This window comes from Flavobacterium sp. Root420 (assembly GCF_001427905.1).
Taxonomy (GTDB): Bacteria; Bacteroidota; Bacteroidia; order Flavobacteriales; family Flavobacteriaceae; genus Flavobacterium.
The window spans coordinates 55708-71349 of the sequence record NZ_LMEF01000002.1; the positions used below are offsets into that span (position 1 = coordinate 55708).

The window sequence follows — 15642 nt, forward strand, 5'->3', positions numbered from 1 at the left end:
TTATCTCCATTATTTGTTAATCCAAATTCTCTATGACCTGCTAATGGGTGTTGCAAATCCATAAAAGTTACTACAGGTGTAAAAACCCAATGTGTACCCTGTGCAAGTGTCGTTAATACAGGGGCAGTATCCAATCCGGCCACAAAAGACATAACAGCTCCTGAAGGATTATTACTAAGCCACTTTTTCTTTGAAAAATCATCATATTGAGGAAATTCTAATACGGATATAGAAGGGTCAATAAAGTTTCCTAAATTCTGTCTTATATGAGTATATAAATCGGCACCAGAAAAATTTGTAGGCAATTTAGTGATTTTAACAGCGTAATAATCAGTATTCAATAAATCTCCAGCGGCATTTTTCATTTTCTGGTCGTAACTTATATTAATATCCTTTGCTTGAGAAATAGCGTTTATTAGAGGTATGCTCTTTTCATATGCTAACATATCTGCCCATTTTTCATAATCATTACTATTCAATAATTGTAATTCCGCTTGAGTGCCCATATTTACAAATTGACCATCTTTCATAAGATCTGCTGCTTCAAGACCTTCAAGTTCAATCTTATCCATTATTCTATTTTCGCTAAATGCATACGGACTATTGTATGAATATTTCTTTTCAAGTGGATCCACGGCAAAAAACCTACCAATTCTAGTGTCCTGCATACGATATGTATAGTTCATCGAATTCCCATCACCTCCTCTAATCTCATCATCTTTCTCCTGTCCCTGGAACCCATAGCGATACTCTTTCGCATCTTCATGACGGNATGTATAGTTCATCGAATTCCCATCACCTCCTCTAATCTCATCATCTTTCTCCTGTCCCTGGAACCCATAGCGATACTCTTTCGCATCTTCATGACGGTTTGGCACCAGCATTCCAAAAGGATAGTAATCTGAGAACGTAAGAACGTCTGGACTGAAGCTATAAGTTTGACCACTGTAAGTGAATAAAGGACGATCTGTAATTACAGAAAGTACGTTTCCTAAATGGTTCGATAACTCATAGTTTTTATCTCCAACAAAACGATATGAAGTTAATGGGCTTGATGCCACTTCTTCGTTTCCTTCACCTTGGTCTTCTCCTTCACAGATATCTCCAATTCCGTTTGCATTTGTATCTTTTTGATCTGCATTGGCTTTTCCTCTACAATTATCACAAACATCACCAACAAGATCTCTATCAGAATCAATTTGATCAAAGTTAGGTGTTTTTATGCAATTATCACATGCATCTCCACGACCATCTCCGTCTGTGTCTAATTGATTGCCCACACCGGCAACGTCTTTTTGATCTTTTCCATTTGCTATAGCAATACAATTATCACAAACATCACCAACACCATCTTTATCTCCGTCTTCCTGTAAAGGATTAAATATAAACGGACAGTTATCTTGGGTATTTATAATACCGTCACCATCGGTGTCTTCATCAGGATTGCTGCAATAGGTGTTAGCAAAAGCAACACCGGATAAAGTCATTTTAATATTGGTGTCAGATGTTGAAGTAGTGTTTATTCCTCCTTCATCAAGTGCAAATTTATTAACTTTAATATCTTCCGGTTCTTCTCCGTTATTTATACTATAAGTAAAATCACAAACTTCTGATCTAAGAGCATTACGTATTTCTTTACCTTCTCCTGCCGGACGATATTCGATAACTGTACCACCCAATGTATTTTGTGGTACTACGATTTTAAGTTTTGAGTCGTTGTTTTCAAAACCTTTGTTTTCTTCTCCCGTTAAAATGTTACGAGACTGAGAAGCAACTGCGGTATATATATTACCATTAAGATTAATTGTAATATCATAATTTGATGTTGCCTGATTTAATTTAATATCAGCTTTTAAATCCCATTCTTTTTCTGGTATAGATAGAATAGGCATATCTGGTCTGTCTGCTGGTCTTACTTCATAATCTACAACGCTTGCATAACTTCTAAAAGAGTAACGGGTACGTTTTTTTAATTTTATAACTTTTTTGTACTTATTATGGTTACGATGGTATTTTATTAACGAAACAGTTGGCGTATACCCTGTGCCTGTTTTTTTAACTCCAACTACAATCGAACTTCTGTACGATATTGAGCCGTCACCAGGGAAATTTCCTTCAGTAGAAGATCCGTGTAATGCAGCCAAAGTATTTACATCTGGTGTATTTGCATCAATTTTTAAATGCGTACTTATAGATACCGCCTCTGTTTTTGGTGATTTGTTATCAAATAAGTTAATTGCATTTTTCGTATTTACCGGCCATAAAGCAGAAGCTCCATCAGCAGTAAATCCTAATCCCCAGGTTCCTGTTGTTTCGGCAGCTTTTGCAGCAATTGCATTTTTATCGTTTGTTAAAATTACTTTTGAATTTTTAAGTGCTGATGCAACATCACCTGTAATTTCTTTTTCGCCTCTTTCAACTCCTAAGCGACTGCTTCCATAAATATCCTGTTCAATAAGATAGTATTTGGTAGTTGAACCATTGTTAACCATTTTATAAGTACTTAGTACATTTCCTTGAGCATCACGTTGGTAATAAGTAGTATTAGTTGCTGAAGCAGTAGTTACTTTTTTTGCAGTTCTGTTTCCCAAACCATCATATTCAAAACTAATAACAACCTGATTCGTTTTTCCTTTACTTTTTGTAACCGATTCTACTTTACCATCGACGCGCCATTTGATTTCATCTAAATTTTCTTTGGCATCTTTGACTAGTTGACCAATTTCGTCATATTCATAGTTATTGGCATTTTGGTTGTCAATATCCAATGATGTATCGTCAGGATTATTAGGATCATTAGTAAAATCTTTGTTAGGAACAGCATCATTAACATGCGTTAGTTTATTGGTACCAGCTAAATAATTATAAGTAAGCTGATCCATTTTGGTTGTGTTTAATGCACCATTAGCCAAAGGCGCCCAACTGTTTAGAGATGTAATGTTACCATTTCTATCATAGCTGTAATCGCTTTTAAATCCTTCTACAGCTGTATTAGCCACGCCTCCTGCAGCATACGAAATCGCTTTAGAGTTCATGCTCTTAATACGATTAAGCTGATCGTATTTATAATAATTAAACTGGGTAGGAATTGGCTGCTGATCTGTACCTAATAATGATGTTACCATCTCTTTGATGTTACCATTGTATAAGTTAAAATCTCCCTGAAGATTGTTAGTTCCTTTACTGAAATTAAATACATTATTATCTATAGTACTATCATCGGCAACATTAAATCTTGATTTATAATCTCCGGTGTAATAGTTTAACGCAAAACCAAAAGCATCTTTGGCAACAACTAATCCGTCTTTACCTGCGTCGTATTGAGAACCAAGTCTTTCTGAGTTAACTCCTTTTAACCAGCCTTGTAAAGTATAGATATAGTCTAATCCCTGAACATTTTTATCTCCAATTTCTACACGTGCCAATGGACCATGTTCGTAGTAAAGATAATTTGCTTCTTTTTCCCAGATTACATTGTCTTTACTTGTGTAAACTTGTTTGATTCTATTATCAGCATCATACTCATAACGGTGTATAAATTTGTCCTGAGTACTGTTTGGCTGATATGTTACCTGATTTACGTTTCCACTAATTAAATCATAATCATAAACCACTTTTTTGCGGTCCTGCTTTAAGCTTGTTAGTGTAGGATTATTGTTAGTGTGATGAATTAATTCTTTTACGTTCCCGTGTACATCATAATCATATAATATGGCATTGTCATATTTATCATATGCTTTAATTTCTGTTACTTCTGCCAATAATTTATTGTAATACATTACAGCAGTAACTCTTTTGTGATTGTTATCAGCCGCATAAGAAGTAAACCAATCTGTTGTATTTTCAACCGGAATATCGTATAAAGTTTTAGTAACCTGATCAAAACGTGATCCCTGACTGTAAGGGAATTTATCTTCTACAGCATCAACAGGAACTAAATCATTTGAAGCAGAAGTTCCAAAAACTAATCTTCCGTTTTCATTGATGTTTATTGTAACACCAGATTTTACTTCAAATTGTCCTGCTTCTATAATTCGGCCAAGACCATCATATCTTGTATAACTAAATAAAGGTGTAGTTTTTGACTGATTTGCATTTTGCGAAGCCACAATTCTTCCTAAGGCATCGTATGCAAATTTAGTTTCACCACCATCCGGTGTTTTTTGCCACACCAATTGGTTTAATGAATTGTAACGGTATTGTGTCTGCATTTTATGATCCGGAGCAACAGGTACGCCATTTATTGCAGTAATGTCTACTTTTTCCGGATTATTTTCTCTGACATCTTTTATTGTAGCGTCTGAATTTGGTGCTAATCTATGTACTCCTTGTGGCGGAACTGTCTGAATTAAGTTTCCTGCCTGGTCATAGTAGTATAATGTATATTGATACTCTTTGTCAAGCGAAGTCTGAGTTAAGGTTTCTGTTAATCCCTCAAAAGCTGCTTTTAGATAGTTTTGTCTAAACTCTTCTTTTTTAGTTGCATAAAAAGTATTTTCAATTTCTTGTTTGTTTGCCGCTTTCACTGTATTGGCATAGATTTCACAAGGTGTTTTAGTTCCCGGTTCAACAGGTATCTCTAAACTAAATGTAGGTACCATTATGGCCGGCGGACAAATTTTATTATCAATAACATATTTATCAGCAAATTGATTCCAAAGTAATAATTCTTCAGTAGGGATTGCTTTTTGTGCCTGGACATAGTTATAGTATTCATTTACAACAGAACTTGCTACGGTATTTCCGTATCTTAATTTAGTTGAACCAAACTCACTGATTGTTAAAAACAATGGATTCTGAATACTTGTTATTTCAAGTTTTGTTAAATACTGTAAATAATCGGTACTGATGTAACCAAAATTAGCTTCGCAGAAATACGTAGCATTAGCATCCATGTTCTCAGGTATTTTGTAATCCGGAACAAGACTGTTTATCATCTGTCTGAAAGTTAACCATTTTGTGCCACAAACAACCGGAGCAACAGCACTCGGAATACATAAATCAGAACAGCTAAAAGTTGGTGTTTCTGCCTCTATTGATTTTACAACACTAGTTTTTGCTGATTTAGCTGACAATGCCATTTTATTTTCAGCTATGATTTGTCCATCCTGAGAAACAGAAACATATAAATCGTCTGCACTGTTCATTGATTTTTTGCTTGCTGTTTTTGGCGGATATGTTTCTGACATAAACGGACAGAAAGATACCGCAGGAGCTTTAGCTTCTGAGCTTGTAATTTTTGTAAACGTATAATGTGAAATTTTACCACCGTTTTGTGTTACCGTGCGGCCCTGACTATCAACAAAATTAATTACGAATGTTAAGTCGCTTTTAACATCTATATAATTTATACGTCTTGCATTTTTTATATTAATGTCGTAGAAATTAATGAAGTTTCTGTTGTAAACAGAACCTGAATTTTCGTCAAAGTTGATGCTTACTAAAGTATTTTCAGCAACAATAGAATATTTGTCAATTACAACAGGTTTAAAGTTATTCTCTGTATATCTTGTTCTTTCTTTTTGGAAATGAGACACTAATTTAGAATCTCTTACAAAAGTACTTATAGGACTATAACCAGATACACTTCCTGATCTGTAGAAATCTCCATCAGCATTAACTTCATGGTTTCTTGTAATTAAGAAATCGTTCAATATATTTTTTACGTTGTTCTCGTAAGTAAGCTCATCATTCGCTACTACAGAACAAGATGTAATAGGAGTGTAGTTGTTACAAGGCTCCTGATTTGGGTTTGGGGTATTAGGACAGTTGTCGCAATTGTCAAAAATTCCGTCACCGTCTGTATCAATTGTACCACAGTTTCCACCGCCACCGCATGCATCTCCTAAACCATCACCATTTAAATCCCATTCGCCGCAAGGAGAACAACATGTTAAATAAAGTGGTCTGCTGGTATTTCCTGATGTAATTTTTGCGGATATCTGTCTGGTAGAAAATAGTAGTCTTCTGGTTGTTACTCTTACAAGGTTATAACCTCCCTGAAGATTTCCTATCACAATATTAGAAATACGCTCAGATCCTAAAGTATAACTTCCAAGATTTAAGTTAACACGTTTTTCATCGTTTACAGAAATCGAAACTCCTTCAGGAGTATTTTTCCATTTTACAACATCATTTTGTTTAATACCTAAATAAGTATATAGATACCCATCTGTAAAAACAGGATTTGCAGTAATGTCTAAATCAGCATTTCTAAGCGTTCCCGCAGATTGCAGGTTAAGTACTAATTTTCTAAACGATTCGTCAAACCTTTCTTTTTTATCACAAGGAGCTTCTGTTAAATAACCACATTCGCCTATTCTCGCTTTTGTTGTTCCTTCGATAATTACTTCTTCAGGAGCATCACAAGCAGATATTGTTCCTTTTCTTTTTACAATTCCAATAATCTGGAATTTGTATGTTTGGTTTTCTCTGTCGTAAGATTCAGGAATGTAGTAAAAGCTTTTAAAGCCAACGATATCTTCCCATTTTGGTGCAGCCGGAATGTTACCGCAAGCATCCTGATAGTATGAATTATTATTCACAAATCTTAATTCGATTGGTGTTGCAATATCATTACCCAAGTAAGTAAAACCAATATTCAAGACTCCTGCATTTTCAAAAGTTTTGATTTTTGGAGTTTGTGAAGCTGTTGCTAAATTAAAGGTTGGATTAACCTGTGCATTAAATAAATTTTTAGTCAAATATGGCATACTTGTGGTTTTGAAACCACTAATTAATAGTCCATCAGGCTGTATTGTTGTATCTACCAATCCTTTTAAGAAAAATTCCATTTCAGAAGCCATCGGGCATTTTCCTGTCTCCATATACATGGCAGATTCTGTGCTGTTTTTTATGTCAGCAATAACCTGAGCATCTTCAAGAGAAGAATCAAATCCGAAATCAGCCGGGATAAAACGTTTTTCTTTTTTTAAATATAATGCTGAAGTTTCTTCAGAGCAAGCCCATTCAATTCCTTCACTTCCGGCTGGTATCGCAGGATTATCAGGAATACTGTCTATTAACTCTGTAATCCATTGATAATTAGTTTTATTATTAACATATTTAACCGCATCATATTTTTTGAACAAAGTGACAAAAGTGTCAGTACTTTCAACGTTACCAATACAATCATTGTAGTTGTTTTTTGTAGCAGCATAAACATGAGAGAAAACAGTTCTCGTTTTTTGTTTAAACGAAATATAATTTGTTTTGAAATTAGTCCAAATTCTTTGTTTTAAGATTGGATCCTGAATAGTACTGATTTTTGTCAATAAATCTGCTGTAGATAAATTTACGAAATCTTCATATTCTGATTCAGGTGCAATTCCATTCGTATAAATAGCAAAATAATAAGAAGTTTGCAGCATATTCAATCTTTTGCCATTTGCCATCTTAATACCCTCAAAATTGATAGTTGTTGCTTCTCTCATTAAATCTTTTCGAAGTCTGAAATCGTTTTCAGATTCTAAATTATTTTTAGAAGTATAATAAGGATCACTGTCTGCATTTTGAGCATCAATGTTTAATAATTTTAAAATTATTCCGTCTGTTGTCGTTGCAAATATTTTATTGTTTACATCTTCAATCACTCCGGTTTCACCATCAACATAATCAAGTTCTCTTAGTTTTTCATCAAAGCCATCAGAGTTATCGCCATTTGTGTTTAGTTTTTCGCAAATTGCCGAATTGTACACATAATATTGATATTCAGGGTGATAGGGCAATAAGGCATTTGCCCAATTTGGTTTCCATAACGGAACAAAATCAGCTACATATTCTAAATATTTAGGTTCTACCAAATATACATTTGGATCATCACTATCCGGATCACGATCGTTATCTGTTAAAGTTACATTGTCAACCAGACTTGGTTTGTAAATTCCATCCCCAATTAATTCCACTCTAATTTTAAATATTGATCCGTCTTCTTTTTTATAAGATTCAAACGGGTTTCTCCAATTGTAGTTTGAAACCTTTATTTGTTCTGTTTCATTAGTAACCGGATCGGTATCTGTAACCGTTTTATAGCCACCGTGTAAAAGTTGATTTTGGTCGTTAAAAACACTTAACGGATCTGTGATTTTGCTTGATGCAGGGTCATTGATCTCATCATCTTCAGATTCTAAACCATCTACAGAACCATATTGTCCGTGCGGACTAACATCGCCCAATAATATCTCTAAATTAAGATTACAAACATTAATAGGTTGCTTACAAAGTTCGCGACATCCGGATAAGAGACCTCTAAATTCAAGTTTATACGAAGTTACTTTTGGAAGAATATCTTTTTGAGCAATAACTTTTTGATCAGTGTCTGTTCCTGTAAATTGTGAGCCGTTGTAAGCGAATGTATTTGTTGTGAAAAATGCATTTAGATTTTTGATCACATATTGCTTTTCTGCATCTAAAACCTGAGATTCTCTATCGGCAACCTTACCAAGATCGGCAGGATCAGCAGCAAGTTTTAGTTTAAAAGCAGCACATTCTTCCGGACTAAGATTATCGCACACTAATGATTCTTCACAGCTTTTACAAGTTACATTACAATCTTCTTCTGTAATGTCATCTTCTAAGCCGGTATAATCAGGCAAACATTTTTTATCTAACTTTAATTGGGCAGTATAATCATCAGCATATTTGTTTAATGCATCATAATCTATGCGAAGATCTTTGCTTAAAGGATAAGTCCCTACTTTTAGAAAATTACCACCGTCTAATGCTGTATATACTCTTTCGAAATTCAAAGCAACAGGAGCAGGAGAGTTTAAACTATAATCACCAACTTTTGAAGTTAACTTATCCGAAGGATTAAGCAATTCATTTGCACAATCATTTTTTAAACCCATTGACCAGTCATAAACAAACGGATATTGTTTTGCAGTAAGACAAATGTCTGCAAATGAACCAGCTGTTTTTGTTAAGGTATAAGCAAATTTAATTTCTCCTTCTTTAACCACAGCAACAGGAGTATTCAATCGAATACCATCTTCTTGAATACCATTATTACCAGACGCATATTTATCATTGTTTGATAATAAATTGGTTGTTGTTTTAAGATGAAGGGTCTCATCAGTTTCATCATACAAAGAAACAAGAGTTTGAGTACCGTCTGCATTTTTAGGATTATCCCCTACAAGTGCGGTTGCAACTGTTCTTCCCTGAGGATCAAGGTAGCTTACGCTGACTTGTTTATTTGGGTCGATAACAATATTCTTTTTATAACGTGAAAAATCTCCCACTTTATAACCAAAAAGACGGTTTAGTTCTTCTTGTTTTGGCTGCCCGTAAAAATATTGCATTTCATGACCGGTACCAATTTGGTGGTCTTTTCCAACACCACCTTTTCTTTTAATTCTTCCGGTATTATCAGGTGTATATTCTACCTGAGAAAAAGGATATCCTCCTGCATTAGGAACTAAATCTTTATAGTTTTCGTAAGTAGCATTGTTTTCTGAATAATATTTACCGGCACCATTATCATTAGACATAATCGAAACAGGAATTGGAGTACAGTCTGTAACTGACGGATTATCCCAATCAAAATCATTATGAGAATAGATTGAATTGCTGGCATTTTTATTTAAACCATCGTAAAAATGAATTCCTGACGAATTTACAGGAGCTGGTAAAATTTCAATAGCAGGTCTTCCCTGAGTATCATAAATAACCTCGCCAACAATGGCTTTTCCTTGTGTATTTATGGTTTGTGATCCCGAGATTTCCTGTCCCGGAGTATTTGTTTTTGTTACGGTTTGACGATTACGCAAACTACCATCAAAATAACTTACAACTTCCTTCTTTTTTCCGTCTTCGGCAAAAGAAGCCTGGTATTGCCAGTTTTTTTTACCCAATTCGTGAGCCTGGTCAATTTCGACCATTTGAGGCCAGTCGCTCACTTTGGCAAATGTATCTGTTAAGCCACTTGACCAAAGACCATAAAAGTTTTTAGAGGTATTGTCAAGAAAACGCCCAATAGGTCTTACACGATACACTAAATAACCTTTAGAATATATAAGAGGAATTCTATAACTCACCTCTTTTGTTTGAATTCTTGTACTGTTGCGTTTAAAATCCTGTTCTGTTAAGGCAATTTCTTGCGGAGTTAATTTATCGCCTTCTTTACCATAGTTATCAATCCATGTCCATTCAAGTTCATATTCAACAGCCGGAGCAACAGCATCTTTTGTCCAGTTGATGATTAATTCTTCGGCACCATTACTAGCTTGAGAAACAGTTGTTTCTGTTAGTCCATTATATTTTATAAGATTATGTGATATAGGAAATACCGTTGTATATTGATTGGCAGTCAACTGTAAATTATAGTATCGCTCTGTATTAAACTTTAAAGCAAGATATGCAGGAGAATTTGATATACTTAAAACAGCGTTATTAGCATCTGTATATTTGATAGATTGAACTGTTACTTCAGCTTTGTGAACCCCAGGTAATTGATATACAGCGTAATCATTAAACGATTTTCCTTTCGTTACATTATCATGTTTGATTTTTAATGTAATCTTAAAAGGATTTGGATATGTTACTACTTTATTAGTATTGTCTACATAAGTCGTAATTTGATTACCAGACTTATCAATAGGCTTAATTAATAATTCAATTTCACTATAATATACAGCGGCATAAGCTGCCAAATCTGCCAGATTATCGTTAAAACCAAAGTGAATAGATACCACAGGTTTAACTGAAGTAAAAACATTTTTCTGGCCCAAACTTGCAAATTTAGAGTCTGCAACCGTTAATGTTGGTTGTCCGTTTAGGTCATTTCCTTGTTTTCTGCCGCCCAAAGTCTCCTCTTGCTGACTAAATGCAAACAATGAAAACAGTGTAAATATAAATGCTATTAGATGCTTGTTGATATACATATATCTATTTTTTATTTTTTATTGGAAATAACTCTTTGATCGTTAACCTCGTATTTTTTTAATCTCTCTACTAAAACAATTTGCTTATTAGCCGATGTTGTAAAGTAGGTTTTGGTATTAAAAACCGACGCGTTAACCGGATTTCTGTTAAAATTCGTATTGATTATTTCTAACCTCGGATAATGCGGATCAGGACTTCGATAATCTTTAGAAAAATTGATTGCCGTGTTGTAATAAAAAGTTTGTTTTTGCAAGAAATAACTTTTTGTAACCTGAACCACAATTTTTGAATAGGGAAGGCTAGAGAAGGATTTCGCTACCATCGTTATTTCCCAATACGACTTATAATCAACAAATTTTTCAATTTTACAGACATCAAGTAACGGTTTCATATCAAAATCTCCTGCATAATTCGGAACCGGATTTGAAATTTCAATTGCTTTTTCGGCGTTACTTATTTTAAGAAACACTGCTTTTGAATTCAGCATTTCAGTATCTCCAATTTTGGTGTAAATCTCATTACTTGCATTTTTATAATACGTTCCTTTATATGTTTCTTCGACTTTTTTGGATTCAAAATCTTTATATAAAGAATAACTTGATTTGTATTGCAAAGGTTTAGCTTCACTATATTGTTTGGCTAATTTTTGAAAAACCTGATTTACCGTCTGTGTATGTGCTAAACAACTAGTGAATAAAACCCATACATATAGTAATTTTTTGAGCATACTTTTAAGGATTTGTTGTTGTTGTATTGATTACACTTCCAGATCTCGTTTCCTGAATGGTTTTGACACCTTTGGCAGTTTCTTTCTTAACACGAACCAAACCTCCTTCGTTATCATATTCATAGAAAGTACTATAATTGTTTTCATCCAGTTCAGACATTAATTTGAATGTTTCAGGATCGTAAACAAATGATTTTACACTTCCCTGAAGAGGATGAATTCTGATATCATCAAAATAAACCGGAATACTTGGACTTAAGTTTTCTAACTCAATACCTATTGTAATTGTATTATTTGGAATTTTGAATTTTTGAACCACTCGCTGCCATCCGTCAATAATATCTCCATTTGCTTTTATTGGTAATTCGCCAATTTTTTGAGCCTCGATATCCAATGCTTCCTTATTGTTGTAAAACACTAATTTGATTAATGGATTTGTATACGTTTTAACTTGTTCAACTGATTCTTCTTTAACCCATGCACTCAGGATATATTCTTTTCCGGGTTCTGGTTTGAAAGAGAAACAGTCATCACAAAAATCCTTTACAGCAGGAATACCACAGGCAAACTGACCCGTAACAACTTTATCAGCAAAATAAGTTTCGTCTGAAGCTAATAAATCAAAATTCGAGTGCCCGTAGTAGGTACCAACATTAAATTGATTAATATCTGATACCGGGAATTCCGTTGTCGAAAGACCTAGTAAATACTGTAATGATTTTTTTAGTAATGGTGTTGTTTTGGCTGTTATACTTCTATTTGATGCTAAAGATGGATTATAATTAGGATCTAAATCTCTGGACAATTTACTGGTATAGGAATCTCTGTCAACATAATTTCCGTTTTCGATTCCCACTACGTATAAGTGAGGAAGTTTAGGAACAGTAACCGTTTTATTGTTATTATCAAATTTTGTAAAAGTCTCTTTTAATCCCTGAACGTTTGCAGTTTGTGAACCGTCAGTAATCATTAAAACAAAGGTTGGTTTCATGGTGTAGGCTAAAGCTCCATCTAAACCACTTTTCCAGTAGTCGGAAGCCTGGCTTATACCAGTTTCACCATATCTTTTTCCTAATCTATCAATCCATGCATTGAACAGATAAACATTGCTCGCTGTCATTTTAGTTGGCGCAATAAAATCAGTTCTTGTATTGGCATCGCTATCTGACATTCCCGTTATCGAAACGTGAATATTAGATCCTATATCGTCATTTGTATATGCTTGTTGTGCAACAAATAATTTCAATTGTTTTTTGATTTTATTAATTTCAGACAGATCAAGAGAACCAGACTCGTCTACAACAAGTGCAATGTGAGATATACACGACAATTCTTTAGGACAAAAATCGATATTACGAACATGTCCGTCTGAATTATTAGTGGCTCCGCTGGTATAACTAGTTGCAACAATAGTTGATGTTAGAGCATCTTTGTATTTATCTAAATTAATGGCAGTAATCGATCCTGAAGCAGATTTAGGAATATAAATTTCATTTTCGGCAGCGGTTGCAGAAAACGAGAAACTAACCGCCTCACTTGTATTCGTGAAATTGTAAATTTTAGCTCTTAAATCTGCTGTGTATGGTGCTACGGCTGCAATTTCTTTATGAGCATAGACATTTACATCAGTTCCCGTTGGAGTACTTGCCAGCTTGGTTATCATATTAATAAACAAACGGTGTATTTCAGGAGAAAGAGGATTGTCTTTTGTACAAGAAATATAAGGTGTACATTGATCAATAATGATGGTTTTACTAAACAACGTTTTACAGCTAGTTGCACTGCTTGCTACCAATTCGATTACATATTCTCCACCAACTTGCGGTGTAAAAGTATATAGACCGGTAACGTTTGTTTCCCTATGCACAATATTTCCAACAGAATCTGTACTTGTCCAATTGTATGTTAAATTAGTTTCTGTAGTATTAAAAGCGAAGTCAATAGGTTCTTTGTCACAATATCTGTCTTCTACTTTAATCGTTTTTGTAAATGTAGTAGTACATCCAATAGAATCTGTAGCCACAACTTTTACTTCATAATCTCCTGCATCTGCAAAAGTATGTGTGTATGAATTTAGTGTGTTTGATGTTGCTGTTCCGTTTGCAGGAGTTACAGACCACTCGTATATTAAACCTGTAGCTGTAGTTTCGAATGCGAAACTGTTTTCTGCATTAGTGTGGAATTTTTCTGTGGTTGATGTTATTGATCCTGCTACTGTTGGACAATTTGATACATTTAATGTGATTGATTCTCTTTGTAAAATAAGATTATAAGATGGACTAGAGGGATTACTTATCACAGGATGAGTAGAAATACAATGATAAACCCCATTATTAGCCAAAGTCAAATTTTGGATAGTATATTCTCTTGATTGGGCACCATTGATTTTTATACCATCTTTATACCATTGAAAAGTATCTACATTTGGGATATATCTATTATCCTCGCACATAGTCATTGTTACACTTTTTCCAGATAATCCCTTTATTGACTTAGGTGTATCTGTTTTTGCCTGAGGTGCATAAAGAAATTGAGATAGCTTTCTGTAATTTGTATATTGATCTGCGATATCGACAAAACGAAACTTATTATTACCTATATCGGTATATCTAAAAAGAGGTAAACCGGTTAAGTCAGGTAAATTACCGCTTAGTTCATTAGAAGTGAAATAAATCCCTCCAAGTTTTTTTAATTGACTTATACTAGGTATACTCCCTGTTAATTTGTTGTATTGTACGTGAAGTATTGTAAGATTAGTCAACAAATTTATTTCTGAAGGAATTGGTCCTGTTAACTTATTCGCGCCAAATCTTAAGTCTTGCATCAGAGTTAATTGACCTATTGTCTTTGGAATAGAACCATCTAGTTGATTACCGCTTAAATCTAAATTTGTAAGTTTTGTTAATTGGCCTATTTCTGAAGGTATATTTCCACTTAGATTATTTTGAGATAATCGAAGATAAATAAGATTCGTTAGCTGTCCTATTTCAACAGGGATATTTCCGCTTAATTTATTACTCGCAGTAAATATATATTGAAGCTTATTTAGCAATCCTATTTCAGTTGGAATGATTCCGGTAAATTCATTAGTTTCTATGTCAAAATGCGTAAGATTTCTTAGCGTTGTAATTACATATATATTTCCGCTTAATTTATTGTTTCCAACACTTAAACTTTCTAGATTCGTTAAATTGCTTATTTCTTGGGGTAAGGTTCCTGTTAATTTGTTTACAGATAGAGTGATGTTTTTAAGGTTTGATAACGAACCAATTGTACTTGGTATCTCGCCACTGATTTGATTGCGAGATAAATTAAGCGATTGCAAATTTATTAATTGTCCTATTTCTGATGGTATACTTCCAGTAAATTGATTAGAACTCAAATCAAGATTTATAAGATTGTTTAGTAATCTTATATCCGAAGAGATATTTCCACTTAGGCTATTATTATTCAAAAGGAGGTATTGTAAATTACTTAATTGTACAAGATTTGAAGGTGGTATTGTACCCACCAAATTATTTCTATTTAAAACTAATGATGTAATATGCCCATTAGTAACGATAATACCATACCAGCCTGTCTTCGTATTATCATCCCACGAAACAACTGGTGTTGAAAAATCCCAGCCGGTTTTGTTTGTCCAATTTGCTCCACCTGTACTATTATAAATGGCAAGAAGTGCATCTTTCTCAATTTGAGATACGTCTGTAACTGCTGCTGAACGAGCGGTATTAGTTCTCAATTTGCTTTGTGGTTTATACTTTTCAGCTATTTCATTTTCGATCTTTTTCATTACAGCATATTGACGTATTTGTCCTTCACGCATGATAGAAATTTCACGATCCAAATCCTGATCTTTAACCCCATGTTCTTTTAAAGAAGCTTTTGCTCTCGCGATATCAAAACCTATAGTTGCATCGCTTAATTCCTGAGCAAAAGAAGACAATGAACAAAACACCATGCAAAGAGTGGCTATCCAGTATTTTTTTATTTTAAGATTGTTTACCATAATCTAATTATCTTTTTTTATA

General features: G+C 34.0%; 2 protein-coding genes and 1 pseudogene. All 3 read right to left on the reverse strand.

Annotated elements, in window-relative coordinates; genetic code table 11:
- Positions 1 to 772: 772 nt before the first annotated feature.
- Positions 773 to 10883: pseudogene (locus tag ASC72_RS24745) on the reverse strand (thrombospondin type 3 repeat-containing protein); the annotation flags it as partial.
- Positions 10884 to 10894: 11 nt separating this feature from the next.
- Positions 10895 to 11611 (reverse strand): hypothetical protein, encoded by a 717-nt coding sequence (locus ASC72_RS03875; protein WP_056187097.1) that lies wholly within the window; start codon positions 11609 to 11611, stop codon positions 10895 to 10897.
- A 4-nt stretch (positions 11612 to 11615) separates the two neighbouring features.
- Entirely contained in the window at positions 11616 to 15620 is a 4005-nt protein-coding gene (locus tag ASC72_RS03880; RefSeq protein ID WP_082564230.1) for a leucine-rich repeat domain-containing protein, read from the reverse strand.
- Between the last annotated feature and the right edge of the window lie 22 nt (positions 15621 to 15642).